At 54.1% G+C, this 18,828-nt stretch carries 18 protein-coding genes; 9 read left to right on the forward strand and 9 right to left on the reverse strand.

Going from position 1 to position 18,828, the window contains the following annotated elements; all coding sequences use genetic code 11:
• Positions 1–27 precede the first annotated feature (27 nt).
• Positions 28–1,335: a 30S ribosomal protein S12 methylthiotransferase RimO gene (rimO, locus tag MT962_RS03215; protein ID WP_188723240.1), complete on the reverse strand. Its 1,308-nt coding sequence runs from the start codon at positions 1,333–1,335 to the stop codon at positions 28–30.
• A gap of 482 nt (positions 1,336–1,817) precedes the next feature.
• Here rimO and MT962_RS03220 point away from each other — a divergent pair, with 482 nt between their 5' ends.
• Together MT962_RS03220 and MT962_RS03225 are read left to right on the forward strand one after the other, a co-directional pair.
• On the forward strand, positions 1,818–2,948 hold the full coding sequence (locus tag MT962_RS03220; RefSeq protein ID WP_247364537.1) for an HNH endonuclease: 1,131 nt from the start codon (positions 1,818–1,820) through the stop codon (positions 2,946–2,948).
• 16 nt (positions 2,949–2,964) lie between these two features.
• On the forward strand, positions 2,965–3,465 hold the full coding sequence (locus MT962_RS03225) for a YrhA family protein (RefSeq protein WP_247364539.1): 501 nt from the start codon (positions 2,965–2,967) through the stop codon (positions 3,463–3,465).
• Positions 3,466–3,507: 42 nt separating this feature from the next.
• Here the strand turns inward: MT962_RS03225 and MT962_RS03230 are convergent, their stop codons facing one another.
• Complete coding sequence (locus tag MT962_RS03230) at positions 3,508–3,909, reverse strand: hypothetical protein (RefSeq protein WP_024556017.1); 402 nt, start codon at positions 3,907–3,909, stop codon at positions 3,508–3,510.
• A 642-nt stretch (positions 3,910–4,551) separates the two neighbouring features.
• On the opposite strand from MT962_RS03230, the gene MT962_RS03235 reads away from it, so the two are divergent.
• Together MT962_RS03235 and MT962_RS03240 are read left to right on the forward strand one after the other, a co-directional pair.
• The gene (locus tag MT962_RS03235) at positions 4,552–4,935 is read left to right on the forward strand and encodes a biofilm formation regulator BssR (RefSeq protein ID WP_024556018.1); all 384 of its coding nucleotides are present in this window, start codon (positions 4,552–4,554) and stop codon (positions 4,933–4,935) included.
• Positions 4,936–5,042: 107 nt separating this feature from the next.
• Positions 5,043–6,161, forward strand: coding sequence for a PQQ-dependent sugar dehydrogenase (locus MT962_RS03240; RefSeq protein WP_247364540.1), 1,119 nt, complete (start codon positions 5,043–5,045; stop codon positions 6,159–6,161).
• Positions 6,162–6,163: 2 nt separating this feature from the next.
• Here the strand turns inward: MT962_RS03240 and MT962_RS03245 are convergent, their stop codons facing one another.
• Positions 6,164–6,790: a glutathione S-transferase family protein gene (locus MT962_RS03245; protein ID WP_024559649.1), complete on the reverse strand. Its 627-nt coding sequence runs from the start codon at positions 6,788–6,790 to the stop codon at positions 6,164–6,166.
• Positions 6,791–7,005: 215 nt separating this feature from the next.
• Here MT962_RS03245 and dacC point away from each other — a divergent pair, with 215 nt between their 5' ends.
• Positions 7,006–8,238 (forward strand): serine-type D-Ala-D-Ala carboxypeptidase, encoded by a 1,233-nt coding sequence (dacC, locus tag MT962_RS03250; protein WP_024556021.1) that lies wholly within the window; start codon positions 7,006–7,008, stop codon positions 8,236–8,238.
• A gap of 30 nt (positions 8,239–8,268) precedes the next feature.
• On the opposite strand, the gene deoR is transcribed toward dacC, so the two are convergent.
• Positions 8,269–9,033 (reverse strand): DNA-binding transcriptional repressor DeoR, encoded by a 765-nt coding sequence (gene deoR / locus MT962_RS03255; protein ID WP_024556022.1) that lies wholly within the window; start codon positions 9,031–9,033, stop codon positions 8,269–8,271.
• A gap of 83 nt (positions 9,034–9,116) precedes the next feature.
• Complete coding sequence (ybjG, locus tag MT962_RS03260; protein ID WP_024556023.1) at positions 9,117–9,725, reverse strand: undecaprenyl-diphosphate phosphatase; 609 nt, start codon at positions 9,723–9,725, stop codon at positions 9,117–9,119.
• A gap of 303 nt (positions 9,726–10,028) precedes the next feature.
• On the opposite strand from ybjG, the gene MT962_RS03265 reads away from it, so the two are divergent.
• Positions 10,029–11,264, forward strand: coding sequence for an MFS transporter (locus tag MT962_RS03265; protein WP_024556024.1), 1,236 nt, complete (start codon positions 10,029–10,031; stop codon positions 11,262–11,264).
• A 38-nt stretch (positions 11,265–11,302) separates the two neighbouring features.
• Here MT962_RS03265 and MT962_RS03270 read toward each other — a convergent pair whose 3' ends face one another.
• Complete coding sequence (locus MT962_RS03270) at positions 11,303–12,115, reverse strand: Cof-type HAD-IIB family hydrolase (protein WP_048888382.1); 813 nt, start codon at positions 12,113–12,115, stop codon at positions 11,303–11,305.
• Positions 12,116–12,291: 176 nt separating this feature from the next.
• Between MT962_RS03270 and MT962_RS03275 the strand changes: the two genes are divergently transcribed.
• On the forward strand, positions 12,292–13,749 hold the full coding sequence (locus MT962_RS03275; RefSeq protein ID WP_247364546.1) for a flagellin: 1,458 nt from the start codon (positions 12,292–12,294) through the stop codon (positions 13,747–13,749).
• An 8-nt stretch (positions 13,750–13,757) separates the two neighbouring features.
• Here MT962_RS03275 and MT962_RS03280 read toward each other — a convergent pair whose 3' ends face one another.
• Positions 13,758–14,978, reverse strand: coding sequence for an MFS transporter (locus MT962_RS03280; protein WP_247364549.1), 1,221 nt, complete (start codon positions 14,976–14,978; stop codon positions 13,758–13,760).
• An 83-nt stretch (positions 14,979–15,061) separates the two neighbouring features.
• On the opposite strand from MT962_RS03280, the gene MT962_RS03285 reads away from it, so the two are divergent.
• On the forward strand, positions 15,062–15,610 hold the full coding sequence (locus tag MT962_RS03285) for a TetR family transcriptional regulator (RefSeq protein ID WP_024556028.1): 549 nt from the start codon (positions 15,062–15,064) through the stop codon (positions 15,608–15,610).
• Between the two features lie 66 nt (positions 15,611–15,676).
• On the opposite strand, the gene MT962_RS03290 is transcribed toward MT962_RS03285, so the two are convergent.
• Positions 15,677–16,408, reverse strand: coding sequence for a DUF6216 family protein (locus MT962_RS03290; protein WP_247364551.1), 732 nt, complete (start codon positions 16,406–16,408; stop codon positions 15,677–15,679).
• A gap of 214 nt (positions 16,409–16,622) precedes the next feature.
• Between MT962_RS03290 and MT962_RS03295 the strand changes: the two genes are divergently transcribed.
• Positions 16,623–16,853, forward strand: a complete 231-nt coding sequence (locus tag MT962_RS03295; RefSeq protein WP_247364554.1) for a hypothetical protein — start codon at positions 16,623–16,625, stop codon at positions 16,851–16,853.
• Between the two features lie 199 nt (positions 16,854–17,052).
• On the opposite strand, the gene MT962_RS03300 is transcribed toward MT962_RS03295, so the two are convergent.
• Positions 17,053–18,741, reverse strand: a complete 1,689-nt coding sequence (locus MT962_RS03300) for an aspartate:alanine antiporter (protein ID WP_024556030.1) — start codon at positions 18,739–18,741, stop codon at positions 17,053–17,055.
• Positions 18,742–18,828: the final 87 nt, after the last annotated feature.

Below are 18,828 nucleotides of genomic sequence, written 5' to 3' on the forward strand. Positions count from 1 at the left end.
ATGGCAGCCTTTTTTCAGCGGCAAGCCTTAAACGCGGCTGCCCCACAGGTCATATTCGTCGGCGTTTTCCACCTTCACGCGAACCACGTCGCCCGGCTTCACGTTGGTTTCGCCGTTAAGGTAGACCGCGCCGTCGATTTCCGGCGCGTCCGCCATGCTGCGGCCAATGGCGCCTTCGTCGTCCACTTCATCGACGATAACCAGGATCTCGCGGCCCACTTTCTCCTGCAGACGCTCGGCGGAGATCTGCTGCTGAAGCTGCATGAAGCGGTTCCAGCGCTCTTCTTTCACCTCTTCCGGCACCTGATCCGGCAGATCGTTGGCGGTGGCGCCCTCGACCGGGCTGTATTTAAAGCAGCCGACGCGGTCGAGACGCGCTTCTTTCAGGAAATCGAGCAGCATCTGGAAATCTTCTTCGGTTTCACCCGGGAAGCCCACGATAAAGGTGGAACGCAGCGTCAGCTCAGGGCAGATTTCACGCCACTGTTTAATGCGCGCAAGCTGGCGGTCTACCGAACCCGGCCGCTTCATCAGTTTCAGAATACGCGGGCTGGCGTGCTGCAGCGGAATATCGAGATAGGGGAGGATTTTGCCTTCCGCCATCAGCGGGATCACCTCATCCACATGCGGGTAAGGGTAAACATAATGCAGGCGCACCCAGACGCCGAGCTTCGCCAGTTGCTCGCACAGGCTGACCATGCTGGTTTTCACCGGCTCGCCGTTCCAGAAGCCGGTGCGGTGTTTTACATCCACGCCGTAAGCGGAGGTATCCTGCGAGATTACCAGCAGCTCTTTCACGCCTGCTTCCACAAGGCGCTTCGCTTCCGCCAGCACATCGCCAATCGGGCGGCTGTCGAGGTCGCCGCGCATGGACGGGATGATGCAGAAGGTGCAGCGGTGGTTGCAGCCTTCAGAAATTTTCAGATAAGCATAGTGGCGCGGCGTCAGCTTCACGCCCTGTTCCGGCACCAGGCTTAAGAAAGGATTGTGCTTAGGCTTCGGCACATAGTGGTGAACGTGCTTGAGCACCTGCTCATAGCTGTGCGGTCCGGTGATTTCCAGCACTTTCGGATGCACTTCACGGATCTGATCTTCCTTCGCGCCGAGGCAGCCAGTCACAATCACCTTGCCGTTTTCGTTTAACGCTTCGCCGATCACTTCCAGCGACTCCTGAACGGCGCTGTCGATAAAACCGCAGGTGTTAACGATAACCATGTCGGCATCGTCATAGCTCGGCACGACATCGTAGCCTTCGGTACGCAGTTCGGTCAGGATGCGCTCAGAATCCACCAGGTTTTTCGGGCAGCCTAACGAGATGAAACCAATCTTGGACATTTTTTATACAATACATTGCTCGGGAAAACGCGGAGTATACATCATGCGCAAACGCTACAGCTATATGTGACGGAATTCTTGCTAACGCAGGCCGCCGCCGTGGTTCAGCATCAGAGGGGAAAACGAGGAGAAGATCTGGCCTTTTGTTTATTACCGTTGCTTTTCGCAACACTGTCGTATTAAAAAAACGTAAACCAATCCGCTAATTATTTCTGTATTATTCCTGCCGGGATGATTAGCCTATGTTGGTACAGGTAATTAAAGGATCTCTTTACGTTAACCATTATTAATCTCTTTGAGAAAAACCTGTCTCATTAATTTACTGCTGTTCGCTTTGCAAGCCAACTGTAATAAAAAAGCATAGATTCGCTTACTTTTATGATCTTCAACATTAAAATAGCGGTCTCTATAAAATGCTTTTTTAACCAGCTTGTAAGGAGGGGTAATATTACCGGAATTTTTTGTTACCAAAGGAGTTGGTAATGAGCTTTAGCCTTCCTGGCTGCAATCTCTTCTACTTATTAAGAGATAATCTTGAACCAGAATATTATGAATTGATAGCTCAGCCATATGCCACCTGGCATTATATTCAGCAAGAATATGAATTTGACGATCGATACCATGGACATTATTACATTGAAGGGTTACGGCCCCATCCGCAGTGTTCACGTAATTATGCCCATCAGAGTAATTATACTTACGGCCTGAATACACACAGAAGAATGAGGGAGCTTGTTTTTAACGGGGATATTGTAATGTTAGATCGCATTGGTCCACCCGGGCAGCTGTTTTATATAGATGAACAAGGCGAGCTTATCTGTACGAATCCCTGGGCTTTTGAAAGGAATGGGGCGGAAAACATCATCAGGGCATTCACACATTCGGTAAAATGTCGATGCGGCAGCAGGCCCCGCACCACCCGGTTTGCTCGTTCAGTTTTTGAAGGCGTTTCAGGCTCTGGTCAGAAACCGGCATACCAGACGATTAACAGTAAGGCGGCAGGCCGCCTGCTTGCCGCTGGCGGTGTTTACAACAACAATGTTGACGCGTTCAGGGAGACAGCAGAGCGTTTAGGCGGCGATGCTTTAAAAGGTTATGAGCAGGTATTGAATGAGCAGACGGCAGGCGCGGTTATGGCCGCAGCCTCCATGCTGTTGGTGAAACGGCCTGCTAATTTTGAGGAAATATACGGTTATTTAGGAAAAATTAGAGGAGAATCAAAATTCTTACATAACCTTGAAGTAAAGGAAATCAATTATGTGAAGCGTGAGTCAGCAGAAGCCGCACTAATGAGGAAAGAGTTTAACAACGTGGTCAGAAAAAGTTTTCTACATCAGATGGCAAGCTCTTCTGAGGCGGCTGCGGTTTTTAACTCATCTGATATTTTGAAAATGCGTCAAGGCGCTGTTCCTGATGGCTGGAATGTGCATCATAAACTACCATTAGACGATAGTGGCGATAATAGTTTTGATAATCTTGCGTTGATAGAAAATGAGCCTTTTCACAAGGTTTTGACTGGCATGCAACGCCAGGCAACCAAAGGAATGGTGCCGGGAGAAAGTAGAATTATTCCCTGGGTTATGCCAGCAACTTCAATTTATCGGCTAAAATAGATTTACAGGTATAACAATGAAATTAGATCTTAACAAGATGATAATAGAATTAAAAACGCTTATGATTAATTCAGCGTATCAAATAGAACCTCCTGTAAAAAAAGAGTTCTTCGATAGCATATTAAATAAGTCTGTTCATTCCACACCCTCATTAATTCTCAATCAAATAGCAAGGGAGTTCTATTTTCTGTTAATAAAGCAACCCGACTACGGTGATTTTTTAAAGCATATGGATGGTTTCGAGTATAACGGCCTGCGGCTGTTTAGTATTTCTAATCCTGAACCTGCTATTAAAAACATATTCCTTATCAATGAATACTATAGAAACAATGACATTTACAGGGACCCTGTCTTGCAAGAGCGTTTAGTTATAGGGGAAGACGGCATGTCATTATTTACATACGATGCTAAAAAAGATCTTTTTGAAATCAGAGACAGTGCGGCTAGCGAATCTGTCTATGGAGAATTCGACAATTTCACTCAGCTTTTAGCTGAAATGATCGCGTCAATAAAATAAGTTTAAGAATGAATTTTGATTCATATCAATAATGTGGGGTTATCACACCCGGCTTCGCTGATAAGCGCTTTCGCAAATATCAAAAGCTACGCTCACGAAGCTTACAGACATATTCATATACGCCTCTTTATCATATTCTGTTTTCATCATCGGCTTAAACCGGGAATAAAAGCCTTCGCGCATGGCGTCGATAAACCTGTTTTTGTTTTTTGATGGGGCAAGGTCGGGAGCGTATCGCGAACATAATTCCTCCAGATTAATAAAGGGCGACACCCGTCCTTCATCCATGGATTTGGTATTGTATAAACGCAGGAAGGCCTCGCCGCTGACGTCAATCATTTGCTGCTCATTAAACGTGGCAATCGTGTGGGTATTACCAGACTGAGGATGATGCTGGCATCCCAGTATAGCCAGACCAGAACATAATAAAATTTTTTGATACATAGCATATCTCCTTTCCGGCTCGATAATTTCACAGTAGTACAGGGCCTTCAGTAAAGATGTGTATTTATGTAATTCTGCATTTCATGATGTTCTCCAGTGATAAAATCATGAAAAAGTCGTAGTCTTAAACGCTGCGGTCTGATTGGCTAAATAACTTATTATCGCGAGGTCAACGTGCCGGAAAGTAAGTGAGTAAAATTAATAAGGCAGGGGGATATTCTTTCAACAGAAATGCCCACGCTATTGCTGACCTGCTTTTATATCTTCGGCGCCTTTATTTTTGGTAAAGTTTGAAAGTAGCCAAAATAAATGACCTTTTTCCTGGGGGGCATTTTTTTCATCATTAGCGTGCCGTTTTGACTTTACGCTCATGCCGCGTTTTTAAGCGCATCGCCACCTCCTGAAACCCGTTTTGAAAACCTCAAACGGAGCGCAAAATTAACGGTTCGCTTGCCCTTTTTATTCCGCCTGGCTTATGTCTCGCTTAGCAAAAAATGACGCCGCTCCACGTTTCTGCCGTCAGGTTATCGAAATGTAAAGAAAGTTAATAGGTGTCGAAATATTGACCCAGCGCATAATTCCGCACAAAAAGTGACCATATGCTTGCCTTGATCCACCGATGTGCCACAGGGAGGAATATGTATGATCTCTGACAGAGTCCGGCATGATCTCTTGAAAAAGACGATCATCGCAAAAGTTGACCTCATGGCTTATCTACAACTGAGGAAAGCAAAGGGGTATATGTCGGTCGCTGAAAGTCACTACTTAAGGGATAACCTTTTTGATCTCTGTAAGGAATACCGTCGTCATTACGCGCTCCTGAAGCAGACGCAAAAAAGCACGGAGCTGGCCGCGTTTACCCAGTGCCTGGATGCGCTTTCCGGCGCTGCAGTATGTTTGATGACAGGGCAGCATGATTGTCCGCTTTACATCACCGTCGACGCCGAGAAGCTTGAACGCGCCATTATCACGCTACAGCGTTGCACACACCTTTTGAGCGACCTCAGAAAACCGGCTGAAGCCTGAAATCCGGGGGAGGCGACTCCCCCGTCCTGCTTAAGTTTTTGTAAAAGTAAACCCGTCGTTGTCGCTGCTGGCTACCCTTATCGGGACAACCGATAAAGGAGATTGCTATGCCGCTGCTCTCGCCCCGAACCTGCCTCGCCGCTGCGGCGCTGCTTGGTGCTTCGCAGCTCCATGCCGCTGAAGTTAACGTGGAGGTGCTGCAAAACCGGCTCGAACATCCCTGGGCGCTGGCTTTCCTGCCGCAGGAACAGGGCATGTTGATAACCCTGAAAGGCGGCGAGCTGAAGCGCTGGCAACCAGGTAAAGGCCTTTCCGCTCCTGTTACCGGCGTGCCGAAAGTCTGGGCGCAGGGGCAGGGCGGCCTGCTTGACGTGGTACTGGCACCCGATTTCGCGCAAAGCCGCAAAGTGTGGCTGAGCTATGCCGAAGCTGGCGAGGATGGCAAAGCGGGCACCGCGGTCGGTTATGGGCGCCTGAGCGATGATATGCAGCGGCTTGAACATTTCACCGTGGTCTTTCGTCAGCAGCCGAAGCTCTCTGTCGGCAACCACTTCGGCGGGCGCATGGTGTTTGACGGCAAAGGTTATCTTTTTATCGCGCTCGGGGAGAACAACCAGCGGCCTACCGCGCAGGAGCTCGACAAATTGCAGGGCAAACTGGTGCGCCTGACCGAAGAGGGCAAAGTGCCCCAGGATAACCCGTTCGTTGGCAAAGCGGGCGCCCGCCCGGAGATTTGGTCTTACGGCATTCGCAACCCGCAGGGGATGGCGTTCAACCCCTGGAGCCATGCGCTCTGGCTGAACGAGCACGGCCCGCGCGGCGGCGATGAAATTAACATTCCGCAAGCGGGTAAAAATTACGGCTGGCCCATCGCCACCTGGGGCATTAACTACAGCGGCCTGCCGATACCTGAAGCAAAAGGCGGCACCGCGCCTGGCACGGAGCAACCTATTTTCTACTGGAAAGATTCGCCTGCCGTCAGCGGCATGGCGTTTTACAACGCCAGCACTTTCCCGCAGTGGCAAAACAAGCTGTTCATCGGCGCGCTGAAAGATAAAAACCTGATTCAGATGAGCGTGAACGGCAATAACGTCAAGGAGGATGGTCGCCTGCTGGGCGAGCGCAACGCGCGCATTCGCGATGTGCGCGTTGGGCCGGATGGCTATGTGTATGTGCTGACGGACGAAACGGACGGGCAGCTGCTGAAAATCAGCCCCGCTTCGTGATCTCAGCTTACCGGGATCATCACAATTTTGCGAAACGCCGGGCGTTCGCTCAATTGCTGATACCAGCGGTCCAGGTGCGGGCGCGGCGTAAACTCAACGCCGACGTTTTTCAGATTGTAGATATAGGGCGCGGGTGAAATATCGCCGAGCCCGAACGCTGCGCCCGAAAGCCAGGGCGTTTTCGCCAGCTCCGCGTCGAGAATGCCAAGCAGTTCGTCACACTTATGGGTGCTCTCTTCAATCAGCTTCGGGTCGCGCTTTTCCGGCGGCGTGCGCACAAGGCTAAACACCAGGCCCCGGTGCGGCGGCGGCAGCATCGTGGCCGCCCAGTCCATCCATTTATCGCCTTGCGCGCGTTCCACCGGGTTGTCCAGCCACAGACGGCGCTGGCCGTACTGCGCGGCGAGATAACGCACGATGGCGTTCGATTCCCAGAGCACCAGCCCCGTTTCATCATCGCGCAGGCAGGGCACCAGGCCGTTAGGGTTCATTTCCAGATAATCGGGATCGTGGTTAATCCCATACTGCATGCCGGCGGGGATACGGTTGTAGGGCAGCTCCAGCTCTTCCAGACACCAGAGGACTTTTTTGACGTTAGTGGAGTTTTCTCTGCCCCAGACGGTAATCATGGTTCGCTCCTTATGAAGAGGGTAGGTCACAGAGTGGGAAATACCTATGGTGAGATAAAGCCCACTTTTTCGCAACCTTCGCAAAAACCGGTCAGTAACAACCCGATCTCACTTACACTTGAAAAAACTTTACCCGCTTACTGTTTCATTACGAGCTAATGTGCGTTATTACTCACAACTTCACTCGATGCGTTTATTTTGACGTGATTTCTGGAATGGATACTCGGATGGCACTTACCAACCCTTTCTCTCTCCCCCCTTTAGCGCGCGCTGTGATGGCGGGCTCCGTTCTGTTACTCGCTCTGGTTCCTGCCGTAAAGGCCGAGCAAACGCAGGCGCCTGCCGCGCCGGCGATGGAAGCCAGGGCCTGGATCCTGATGGATTACGCCAGCGGCAAGGTGCTGGCGGAAGGCAACGCCGATGAAAAGCTCGACCCTGCAAGCCTGACCAAGCTGATGACCAGCTATGTGGTAGGCCAGGCGCTGAAGGCAGGCAAAATTCATCTTGATGATAAAGTCACCATCGGCAAAGACGCCTGGGCGACCGGCAATCCGGCGCTGCGCGGCTCGTCGCTGATGTTTTTAAAGCCTGGCGACCAGGTGCCGGTTTCCGAGCTGAATAAAGGGGTGATCATCCAGTCCGGGAATGACGCCAGCATTGCCATCGCCGACTATGTCGCGGGCAGCCAGGATGCGTTCGTCGGCCTGATGAACGGTTATGCGCAGCGGCTGGGACTGACGAACACCACCTTCAAAACCGTACACGGGTTAGATGCGCCAGGGCAATTCAGCACCGCGCGCGATATGGCTTTGCTGGGCAAGGCGCTAATTCACGACGTGCCGGATGAATATGCCATTCATAAAGAAAAAGAGTTTACGTTCAATAATATCCGCCAGCCTAACCGCAACCGGCTGCTCTGGAGCACCAACCTGAACGTGGATGGGATGAAAACCGGCACCACGGCGGGAGCTGGTTATAATCTGGTGGCTTCGGCCACGCAGGGCGATATGCGCCTGATTTCGGTCGTGCTGGGCACCAAAACCGACGGCATTCGCTTTCGCGAGTCGGAAAAGCTGCTGACCTGGGGTTTTCGTTTCTATGAAACCGTAACGCCCATCAAACCTGATGCGACGTTCGTCAGCCAGCGGGTCTGGTTTGGCGACAAGAGTGAAGCCAAACTGGGCGCAGGCGAAGCGGGGTCGATAACCATTCCGAAAGGCCAGCTTAAAAACCTGAAAGCGACCTGGAAACTCACGCAGCCGCAGCTCACCGCACCGCTGAAAAAAGGCCAGGTGGTGGGCACAATTGACTTCCAGCTTAATGGCCAGAACATTGAACAGCGTCCGCTGGTGGTGATGGAGGCGGTGGAAGAGGGCGGCTTCTTAAGCCGCCTGTGGGATCGCGTGCTGATGCAATTCCACAAGTGGTTCGGCAGCTGGTTCTCTTAAGCATGTCGCCTCCCGTCTGGCGGGAGGCGCTTACCAGAGCAGCGTCACGCCAGATTCTCTCGCCCAGTCGATAAATTTCGCTTCCGGTTTCGCGTCTGTCACCAGCGTGTCGAAGGCCTCCAGTGGCCCCATGCAGGCGGGTCTTACTTTGCCAAATTTACTGCTGTCCGCCACCAGCACGTGCCGCTGCGCCATCTCCAGCGCCCACTGTTTTACCGGCAGTTCGTCCAGATTAAAGCAGGTGGCGCCGTGGTGCAGGTGCAGACCGGCGGCGGAGAAAAAGGCGATGTCGGGGCAAATGTTGCGCAGCGTTTCGCGAAAATTAAGCGGTTTGAAGATAGCGTTGCTGGCGTGGAACTCGCCGCCGCAGAGAATAACGCGGCAGGCGGGTTTTTCCTGCAGCGCCAGAAACGTGTTAAGCGAATAGCAGACGCCGGTGAAGGGCAGGTCGTTGTCCAGCGCGTCGATTATCCAGGGCGTGGTGGTGCCGCAGTCAAAAAAGAGCGTTTGATGCGGGCTGACCAGCTCCGCCGCCCGGCGGCCGGCGCGACGCTTTTCGTCCACCAGACGGGTTTTCTGATCGCTTAGCAGATAATGGCTGACTGCTGCGCTGCGCGGTTCCAGCACGATATAACCGCCAAGCAGCACGACAGGCGCGTCGTTGCGCTGCAGGTCGCGGCGAATGGTCATCTCTGAAACGCCAAGCAGCGTGGCCGCCTCTTTCAGGTGAAGCTTATCGCTGCGTTTTAACGCCTGCAGCAGTTGCCCTATCCGCTCGTCGCGCCGTGTTTCCATTTCGTCCTCTGCTTAACCAAAACTGGCGAGGCGTGAACCACGCTTCGCCAGTGAATCGGGCGATTTTACCCGTCGCAGAGGCGTTAGTCACGCACCCAGCCTTTGCGGATGGGCAGGGCGAAGCAGCGGCGGTAAAGCTGGCGCAGCAGGCGATAGAGCGCCTCACCGCAGCCGTTCCAGACCATTTGCGCCGCCAGGCAGGCGAGCATGCCGAGCAGCAAACCGCCTACCATATCCAGCGGCCAGTGCACGCCCAGATAGATGCGCGACCAGGCGATAGCGCAAGCAACCGCCAGCAGCACCAGCCCTGACCACACCCGGTGCCAGCAGAGAAACGCCAGTGCAAAGGTAAAGCTCACGGTGCCGTGGTTGCTTGGGTAAGAGTCATCCGGCGAATGGTGCAGGAACTGGTGGCCGACCCCTTCGGCAAACGGACGCGGGTGCGGGAATAGATGGCCCATCAGCCAGGAGAGAAAGACGCTGATGGCGAGCGCCAGCGCAATCTTTACCACCAGCTGGCGCTGTGCGCTAAGCTTTTGTCCAGGCCCCCAGAGCCAGAGCGCCGCTGAAAGCAGCGGCACGCCGTAAATCAGCTCCCGGGCGATAAACGTCGCCAGGGCAAGCAGCCAGGCGGGGGAGGCGGGAGTGGCGTTAATCGCCAGAAAGAGCTGGTGGTTGAGGTCTTCCATCATCGCGGTTTTGGTTCCTTATCAACCCAAAAAAGAGGCCCAAAGCAGGGCGGCAAACGCGGCGCAAAAACAGGCCGCCGGTAAAGCGAATAACCTTAGAAACCGACCGGCGAAGGGTAAAGCGGTATTGTCTTATTTCTGTCATACAGCCGTTACCCGCGCCTGGCATAAGAATACGCGGCGCACCTTAAAATAAACTTAAATGACGGTAACGCTGTGCGTTATCGACTAACGTCGCACACAATTCACTATGACTGCTGCGGTCGTTTCATTACACTCAGCGCGATTTCTCTGGATGGATCGCTAATGCAAAGTAAAACGATGACGAAAAAGCGCCTTGGACGTCAGGCGCTGCTGTTCCCGCTGTGCCTGGTGTTGTATGAATTTTCAACGTATATCGGCAACGACATGATCCAGCCGGGTATGCTCGCCGTGGTGGAGCAATACCAGGCTGGCATGGAGTGGGTGCCGACATCCATGACCGCCTATCTGGCGGGCGGGATGTTCTTACAATGGCTGCTGGGGCCGCTGTCGGACCGCATCGGCCGCCGCCCGGTGATGCTCACCGGCGTGGTCTGGTTTATCGTGACCTGTCTTGCCACGCTGCTTGCGCAAAATATTGAGCAGTTCACCGCGCTGCGCTTTTTACAGGGCATCAGCCTCTGCTTTATCGGCGCGGTCGGCTACGCCGCGATTCAGGAGTCGTTTGAAGAGGCGGTGTGCATCAAAATCACCGCGCTGATGGCGAACGTGGCGCTGATAGCCCCGCTGCTCGGCCCACTGGTGGGCGCCGCCTGGGTGCACATGGCGCCGTGGGAGATGATGTTCGTGCTTTTCGCAGTGCTTGCCGCCATCGCCTATTACGGCCTGTGGCGCGCTATGCCGGAAACCGCCACCCGCCTTGGCGAAAAGCTCTCGCTCAAGGAGCTCGGGCGAGATTATAAAGCCGTGATGAAAAACGCCCGCTTTGTGGCGGGCGCGCTGGCGACAGGCTTTGTGAGCCTGCCGCTGCTGGCGTGGATTGCCCAGTCGCCGGTTATCATCATCAGCGGCGAGCAGCTCAGCAGCTATGAATACGGCCTGTTGCAGGTGCCGATTTTCGGCGCGCTGATCGCAGGCAATCTGGTGCTGGCGAAACTCACTTCACGACGCACCGTGCGTTCGCTGATTATTCTTGGCGGCTGGCCCATCACTCTTGGTCTGGTGATAGCAGCGCTGGCGACCCTGCTCTCCTCCCACGCTTATCTGTGGATGACGGCGGGACTTAGCGTTTACGCCTTCGGCATCGGCCTCGCCAACGCAGGCCTGGTGCGCCTGACGCTTTTTGCCAGCGACATCAGTAAGGGCACGGTTTCCGCGGCGATGGGCATGTTGCAGATGCTGATTTTCACCGTCGGCATCGAGGTCAGCAAGCATGCCTATCTGGCGGGCGGCAATGGCCTGTTCAGCCTTTTCAATCTGCTGAATGGCCTGCTGTGGCTGGGGATGATGGTCATTTTCCTGAAGGACAAAACGGTCGGGAATTCGCTCCAGCCGCAATAAATCGCCATAAAAAAGGCCCTCCAGCGAGGGCCTTTGCTTTACTGGAAAGGCGCTTCGTTATTCAGCACCTTGTCGATAATTTCCAGCACGCCCTGTTCGTTATTATGTGGCGCGCGGTAGGGCGCTATCGCTTTGATTTTCTCCGGCGCGTTTTCCATGGCGAAGCCAAAACCCGCGTGGCGCAGCATCTCGATATCATTGCCGCCGTCGCCAAAAGCAACCACGTCGCTGTCTTTTATTCCCCAGCGTTTTTGCAGCATTTGCAGGCCGTTGGCTTTATGCAGGCCGGGGATAATCAGGTCGATAGAGCCGTGACCGCTGGAAACCGGCGTTACGATGCCTTCAAACGCTACCGTCAGCGCGTCCATGGTTTTTAATAAATCGTCATCCGGCAGGTTAAGCGCGAACTTAAAGAAGGTGTCGTCCAGACCATAAAAACTGTCGACGAATTCCAGCCGGTGATAATAGGTGGCGGCCATGCGCTTAAACGCGTCGTCATAATGTTTTAGGGTATAGCCGCTGCGCTTGCCGCAGGCGATAGTTTCTACCTTCGGCAGCGTCAGCAGATGGTCGATAACCTGGTCATACTGCCCTTTGGTGAGCTTGCCGTTAAACAGATCTTCGCCTTCGCACACCACCCAGGCGCCGTTTTCCGCTACAAAAGCAATCTCTTCGGCTATCTCCGGGAAAAACGACGCGAGCTGGTAATACTGGTTGCCGCTCGCGACGACAAAGCGGATCCCCTGTTCCTTCATGCGGGCGTATTGCGCAAGAAAGCGCTCGCGGTGATAGGTTTTGGCGTCGCTGAGAAAGGTGCCATCCATGTCGACGGCGATCATTTTTACACCCATAAAGACTCCTTAACGGTTTGGCGGATTGGGCAGGCTTCCCTGTCCTTCGGATCGCTATTTCATAAGCGCTGGTTAACTAACAAGTTTTCACTTAATGCAAATTTTTCGTTAAAGCGTCGCCCCTGGCGGGCCGATAGTAGCCATGACGGCAACTATAGTGTGTTTTCTAAAAGAGCATGACGACCCTTTATTCCCTGATGTCCCCTTTTACGGCGACACAACAGCGCAGCAGCGAGTCGGCGCTGAGTGAGGCTATCACCCGGCTCGCTTCCGGTATGCGCATTAATAGCGCCAGGGATGACGCCGCAGGTCTCGCTATCGCTAACCGCATGAGCGCCAATATTAACGCCAGCGGCGCAGTGGCGCGCAATATCGACGAGGGTGTTAGCCTGATGCAAACGGCGGAGGGCGGACTGGATGAGATTAATAATTTGCTCATCCGCGCCAGAACGCTGGCGGTGCAGGCGGCAAACGGCACGCTCTCGCCGCAAGACAGCGCCAGTATTCAGAATGAATTTCAGAAGATAAGCGAAACCATCGACCAAATTGCTTACGGTACGACGGTGTTCGGTAAATATCCGCTGGCGGCGGCAAGCCATCCAGCGCCGCCACCGGTACAGTTGGGTGAAGTTCCGACTGTTAACCAACGCCTGCCTGTAGCAGGACAAGGCTATGTTTTTACTTCGGGACGTGTGCCTTTCGCTTATATCCCCGCCGGGGCGAAAGATATCGTGCTCGAAATCGATTCCGGCTGGATGGATGACGATTTGCAGCTTTTTAGCCGTGATGGTAGCCATTTGATAGGCACGCCCATTAATGGGAATGGCGCCACTCGCGATTTTACCTGGCGAAGCAATGGCGTAAATAATTCCGCCGATGCCAGTATGAAAATCATTACCGAAGAGAACGGCTTTACTGCCGGCGCGATTTACAGCGATGCGCACCTGACCCAGGGCGGCGCGGTTTATAACCTTAACGGCAGCGTGACCGCATCGCTGAACGGGATGAATATTACTTACAGCGGCGACGGAGACCGGTATGAAACCCCAGCGACCGGCTGGCCTAACAATGGCACCGTCTCGCCGGGTCATTACAAAGAGCGAATCGCTATTGATAGCGTGACCGAAGACCTGATTGTGATGGTGGTGGGCACCGGTTCTTTTACTGGCAGCATGACATGGAGCCAACTTCCGACACCTACGCAGGCGCCGGACAGCAGACCCACCAGCAGCGAGACGCAAATTGTGGTCAGCGCCGATTTTGGTCAACCGCTTGAAACCAAGACTATTCCCGGCACACCTTCTGATACTGTCACGCTCGGCATCAGCGACCTGAGGTTTGATAATCAGCAAAACGCCAGCCAGGCGATGGGCAAACTCGACGCGGCGCTGGAGAAGGTAAACGGCTACCGGGGCACTTACGGCAGCCTTACTAATGCCTTTGCCAGCGCGAAGAGCACGGTGCTGGAAGGGAAGGTGGCGACCGAAGCGGCGCGCAGCCGCATTGAAGATGCGGATTACGCCCAGGAGATGAGCAACATGACCCGGGCGCAAATCCTGCAACAGGCGGGCAGCGCGCTGATGGCGCAGGCCAGGCAAGCGCCAGAAACCATTCTGGCGCTGCTGAAAGGATAGCGCTGCCGCTAGCGGCACGCGGCGTTTTCCTCTTCCTGCCATTCGGCGCGCTCGGGTTTCGCCACCGCCCGGGAAACCAGGAAGGCGATGGCAATCAGGCTCAGCACCACCAGCATCGCGCTGCGCAGGCCATAGTGTTCGCCGAGGAAGCCGAGCAGCGGTGGCCCCACCAGGAAAGCGATATAGCCGGTGGTGGCAACCACGCTTACGCGCGTTGGCGCATCCGGACCGGTGTCGCTTGCCGCCGAAATGGTCAGCGGGAAGCCGAGCGAGGCGCCAAGCCCCCACAAGATCACCGATGCGCCCGCAACCCAGGCGCTGTCGACAAAAATAATCAGCGCAATGCCAAGCCCGCCCATCAGGGCGCTGGCGCGAACCACCGCCACCCGGCTGTAGCGGTCGATAAACCAGCCGCCGAAAAAGCGGCCCAGCGTCATGCCAAGCGTAAAGCCTGCGTAGATAAGCGAGCCGGAAGTGGGGCTAAAGCCGTGGCCGTCCACCATCAATAGCGGCAGCCAGTCATTGGCCGACCCTTCAGCAAACGCCATCGCCAGCACCACCACGCCAATCAGCAGCAGTTGGATGTCTTTATAAAAGGGGCGGCGATTAATCGCGTTTTGTTTTTTCTCTTCGGCGCTCTCTTTGCCGACCCCTTCAGGAATGGCGCGCAGCGCCATGAAAACCGGCACGATGGTGACAAGCCCCGCCAGCAGAATATGGAAGTCGGCGCGAAAATTTAACGCCGTCAGCGTCATGCCAATGCCTGCGCCCACCAGCGTACCGAGGCTGAAAAAGCCATGCATCATCGGCAGCACGGTTTTACCCAGCTCGCGCTCAACAATCGCCCCTTCGACGTTCAGCGCCACCTCTGCCGAGCCCAGTCCCCCGCCGAGCACCGCCAGCCCTAAGGAGAAGAGCAGCGCGACGCCGAACCAGAGCGCGCTGCTCATGATAATAATGCCGGCCACCCCCATCAGCATGGCGGTGCGAATGACCTTACGCGTGCCAAACCGCTTTACCAGCCAGGCCGAGCAGAGAATGCCGCTCATGGAGCCCACGGAGAGGCCAAACAGCACCACGCCCATCTCCGCTGTGGAAACGGCCAGCACATCGCGGATGGCGGGAGTACGCGTGGCCCATGACGCCATGATAAGACCAGGCAGAAAGAAGAAGATAAACAGCGCCCAGGTGCGGCGACGCAGTGCCTGGCGAGTTGAGAGTGGCGACATAAGCATCCCTGACGACAGAAAAGGTAAGACAACAGTAGCAACGAAGTGTACATTTGTACATGACGACTTAGCGAGTGAAAGTGATGAATTTATCCGCCATTGGGGAACCGCCGCGCCGCGAGCGCATTTTACGCGCCACGCTTGAAGCCATTGCGGAATATGGCATCAGCGGCGTTACGCATCGCAAAATCGCCCAGCGGGCGGAAGTGCCGCTCGGCTCAATGACCTACTACTTCACCGGTATCGACGCCCTGCTGGAAGAAGCGCTGAGCGGCTTCGCCCGCGACATGTCGCAAACCTACCAGGCTTACCTGGCGAAGGCCGCCAGCCCGCAGGAAGCGTGCGAGGCGTTGACGCAGGTGATTTGCGGCGCGCAAATCACCACGCCGGAAAATATGGAGCTGATGTACCAGCTTTACGCCTATGCCAACCGCCGCCCGGCGCTAAAGGCCATCATGCAGGCGTGGATGCAGCGCAGCCAGCAGATCCTCGAAGTCTGGTTCGACCCCATTACCGCGCGTGCGCTGGACGCGTTCATCGAGGGAATGACACTGCATTATGTGGTCGACAGAAAACCGCTGAGCGAGGCGGAGATTCGGGAGATGGTGTTAAGGCTCGCCCGGGTGGAATAGGCTGTTTTTATATCAGTAGGGGAAAGATAACGGAGCAAGCGCTTCTCTGAAAAAGGAGGCCGGCGCTTACCTTACATAGCTCAACGCTTTTTCCTGTTCGTCTAAAATATATTTTCTTAGTTTTGCACTGTAATAAAGGTGCAACGCGCAGCCTGCTGCCATCCATAATAATACAAGCTCAGTGAAAGGCAGCATGACATAAACAAACCGTTTGCCCTTCGGATACGTTTTTATCGAGCGGGTTAAATACTCCCGGCCTTCCTGCGTTATAAACAGGTCGCAAATCCCCTTTGCGACCTCCGGCGACGGCGAGGCGTGTTGGCTTAACGCGGGGGCATCGCTCGCCGGGCAATCCGATTTTTTAATCTGCCATGCAGGGGGTGAGAAAAGCGTGGATTCCTGCGCTTTGGCGTCAGAGATATAAAAAAGTTCTCCGGTGGCTTTCCAGATTAGCAATGTGTGGTTTTCTGGCGTTTTAACCGTGCGAACAAGAATAGGGCCGGTAAATAAAAACGATCCGAGGAAGAGCGAAAATGCAATGTAACCCATTGCTTTGTCGAGTTTTTTAACTTCAGGCGTTTTCCTGGTGGAAAGAGAAATAAGGAAAAAGCGCAACCAAAAGGGAGGGATTCCGGCAAGCGTTAATGTTCGGGTATTTTCTTCTTCGGTTTTTAAGAGCGTATTTTTTATTTTGATGATGAGCTTAAATGCTGCGCCGACAAAAGTGAGCAGGGCGATAAACGTCGCCACAGGGGCGTTAGAAAATTCCGTATTAATCATTTCTGTAATTGAACTCATCCTTTGCCCCTGATTTCGCTTTGTTCACCGGCTCCCGCTGTCTGGATTTTTTATCATGCATAAGCGGTTTAGCAAGAGCTAAAAAATAAAACAGCCGTTATTATTCAATGCGGTAACAATAAATCAGCGAAACTGTGCAATATCTTTCCGACGTAGCGAAAGCATTCGGTCAGGTTTACTTTGATAGCGAAGCGCTGCAGGAACATGTGGGTAAATGATAATGCGCAAAATGAACTCTGCCGACTCCTCGCTCGCTAAGCTGCTTAAACGCATTGGCATCGCGTCAGCTAACCTGGTTGAAGCGTTATCAACCGGCATCTGCTCCGTTGCCGCGTTTACCAGCCTTTTTGTGCTGGAGGGGTGGGGAGGGAAGCTCACCGGATTTATCGGTTTTTTTGTACTGGCGTATCTTATCGCCTGGGCTGTAGACAAAGTTAAAGGGTAAGCCCAGAACGTTATCAAGGCTGGCTGTGCTGCGTTTTTGGGGAGTTCAGGCAAGAAAAAACCCATCAACCTTGAACCAAGATGGCGGGGTTGATGGGCTCCACAATATGGGGACATCAAAGAAAAGCAGTGGCACTAATTGAGACTGACGCTAAAGCGAAAAGTTCTGCCGTTCATAAAAATTTTCTTATTTTTCTTTCTCAGAGGCCAAGACCCGGCCAGATTATCACAATCAACGTCCCCGCAAGCGTCAGCAGCACGTTGGCTATGGCATAGGTGCCGGCATAACCGAGCGCCGGAATATTGCTGCGTGCAGTGTCGCTAATGATTTCCATCGCCGGCGCGCAGGTGCGCGCGCCCATCATCGCGCCAAACAGCAGCGCGCGGTTCATGCGCAGCACGTAAGCGCCAAACAGGAAGCAGATAGCCACCGGCAGCAGGCTCACCAGCAGGCCCGCCACCAGCATCTGTCCGCCCACATCGCCAAGCCCGCGGCCGATTCCGCTGCCCGCGCTTAAGCCCACGCCCGCCATAAAGACCATCAGGCCGAACTCCTTCACCATCACCAGCGCGCCCTGCGGGATATAACCGAAGGTTGGATGGTTGGCGCGCAGAAAGCCGAGCATGATGCCGGCAAACAGCAGGCCGGCGGCGTTGCCGATGCCAAAGCTGAACGAGCTGAACTGGAAAGTGATCATTCCTATCATCAGGCCGACAATAAAGAAGGCGCAGAAAGCCAGCAGGTCGGTCACCTGGCTGTGAATGGAGATAAAGCCGATGCGGTCGGCGATGGTTTTTACCCGTCGCGCGTCGCCGCTCACCTGCAACACGTCGCCTTTGTTCAGTACGATGTTGTCGTCGATAGGCATCTCTATCTGGCTGCGGATCACGCGGTTTAAGAAGCAGCCGTGATCGGTAAGCTTAATCTGCCCCAGACGGCGGCCGACGACGTTGTGGTTTTTCACCACAATCTCTTCGGTGACGATGCGCATGTCGAGCAGATCGCGATCGAACACCTCTTTGCCGTTGCGAAAGCTTGGGTCAAGGCGGGCGTGCGCATCCGGGTAACCCACCAGCGCTATTTCATCGCCCATCTGCAGCACCGCGTCGCCATCCGGGTTCGCCAGAATGCCGTTGCGGCGGATGCGTTCGATGTAACAGCCGGTCTGGCGATAAATGCCGAGTTCGCGCAGGTTTTTGCCGTCCGCCCAGGCGACAAGCTCCGGCCCGACGCGGTAGGCGCGAATGACGGGCAGGTAAACCTTGCGGTTAGCGTCGGTATCCAGCCCGCGCTCGCGCGCTATCTGCTGGGCGCTGGTCTGTAAATCCTGATGCTGAAGCTTCGGCATATAGCGCGCGCCGAAAATCAGGCTGACCAGACCGATAAGATAGGTCAGGGCGTAGCCGAGGCTTAAGTGATCGAGCGCCGCCGCCAGCTGGTCGTTGCTCATGCCCGAATGCCTTAGCGTATCGCCCGCGCCTACCAGCACTGGCGTTGAGGTCATTGAACCCGCCAGCATCCCGGCGGTCAGGCCGATATCCCAGCCAAAAAGTTTGCCAAGGCCCAGCGCAATCAGCAGGGCGCTGCCGACCATGACCAGCGCCAGCATCAGATAATTCTTACCGTCGCGAAAAAAAATGGAAAAAAAGTTGGGTCCGGCTTCAACCCCTACGCAAAAAATAAACAGCATAAAGCCGAGATTAAGCGCGTTTGTGTTAATCGCGAAGTGCTGTTGGCCTAATAATAAAGAGACCACTAAAACGCCAATGGAATTACCCAGTTGCACCGAGCCAAGGCGTATTTTCCCAAGGCACAAGCCGAGTGTGAGCACCACAAATAATAACAGGATGTAATTCCCATTTAACAAATCTGCGACGTTTATATTCACTGAGGATAACTTCTTGTTTACTAGTAAGTTGTTGAAAGGGGTGGGGTTTTGCGCTAAGGTTTCCACCAATAACGACAGGGTTTTTTC

Origin of the sequence: Franconibacter sp. IITDAS19 (assembly GCF_023079515.1) — a bacterium.
Classification (GTDB): domain Bacteria; phylum Pseudomonadota; class Gammaproteobacteria; order Enterobacterales; family Enterobacteriaceae; genus Franconibacter; species Franconibacter pulveris.

What these genes read in the sequence shown, in the direction of transcription:
- rimO (WP_188723240.1), bottom strand. Translation starts at nt 1,335, where the DNA reads ATGTCCAAGATTGGTTTCATCTCGTTAGGCTGCCCGAAAAACCTGGTG.
- MT962_RS03220 (WP_247364537.1), top strand. Translation starts at nt 1,818, where the DNA reads ATGAGCTTTAGCCTTCCTGGCTGCAATCTCTTCTACTTATTAAGAGAT.
- MT962_RS03225 (WP_247364539.1), top strand. Translation starts at nt 2,965, where the DNA reads ATGAAATTAGATCTTAACAAGATGATAATAGAATTAAAAACGCTTATG.
- MT962_RS03230 (WP_024556017.1), bottom strand. Translation starts at nt 3,909, where the DNA reads ATGTATCAAAAAATTTTATTATGTTCTGGTCTGGCTATACTGGGATGC.
- MT962_RS03235 (WP_024556018.1), top strand. Translation starts at nt 4,552, where the DNA reads ATGATCTCTGACAGAGTCCGGCATGATCTCTTGAAAAAGACGATCATC.
- MT962_RS03240 (WP_247364540.1), top strand. Translation starts at nt 5,043, where the DNA reads ATGCCGCTGCTCTCGCCCCGAACCTGCCTCGCCGCTGCGGCGCTGCTT.
- MT962_RS03245 (WP_024559649.1), bottom strand. Translation starts at nt 6,790, where the DNA reads ATGATTACCGTCTGGGGCAGAGAAAACTCCACTAACGTCAAAAAAGTC.
- dacC (WP_024556021.1), top strand. Translation starts at nt 7,006, where the DNA reads ATGGATACTCGGATGGCACTTACCAACCCTTTCTCTCTCCCCCCTTTA.
- deoR (WP_024556022.1), bottom strand. Translation starts at nt 9,033, where the DNA reads ATGGAAACACGGCGCGACGAGCGGATAGGGCAACTGCTGCAGGCGTTA.
- ybjG (WP_024556023.1), bottom strand. Translation starts at nt 9,725, where the DNA reads ATGATGGAAGACCTCAACCACCAGCTCTTTCTGGCGATTAACGCCACT.
- MT962_RS03265 (WP_024556024.1), top strand. Translation starts at nt 10,029, where the DNA reads ATGCAAAGTAAAACGATGACGAAAAAGCGCCTTGGACGTCAGGCGCTG.
- MT962_RS03270 (WP_048888382.1), bottom strand. Translation starts at nt 12,115, where the DNA reads ATGGGTGTAAAAATGATCGCCGTCGACATGGATGGCACCTTTCTCAGC.
- MT962_RS03275 (WP_247364546.1), top strand. Translation starts at nt 12,292, where the DNA reads ATGACGACCCTTTATTCCCTGATGTCCCCTTTTACGGCGACACAACAG.
- MT962_RS03280 (WP_247364549.1), bottom strand. Translation starts at nt 14,978, where the DNA reads ATGTCGCCACTCTCAACTCGCCAGGCACTGCGTCGCCGCACCTGGGCG.
- MT962_RS03285 (WP_024556028.1), top strand. Translation starts at nt 15,062, where the DNA reads ATGAATTTATCCGCCATTGGGGAACCGCCGCGCCGCGAGCGCATTTTA.
- MT962_RS03290 (WP_247364551.1), bottom strand. Translation starts at nt 16,408, where the DNA reads ATGAGTTCAATTACAGAAATGATTAATACGGAATTTTCTAACGCCCCT.
- MT962_RS03295 (WP_247364554.1), top strand. Translation starts at nt 16,623, where the DNA reads ATGATAATGCGCAAAATGAACTCTGCCGACTCCTCGCTCGCTAAGCTG.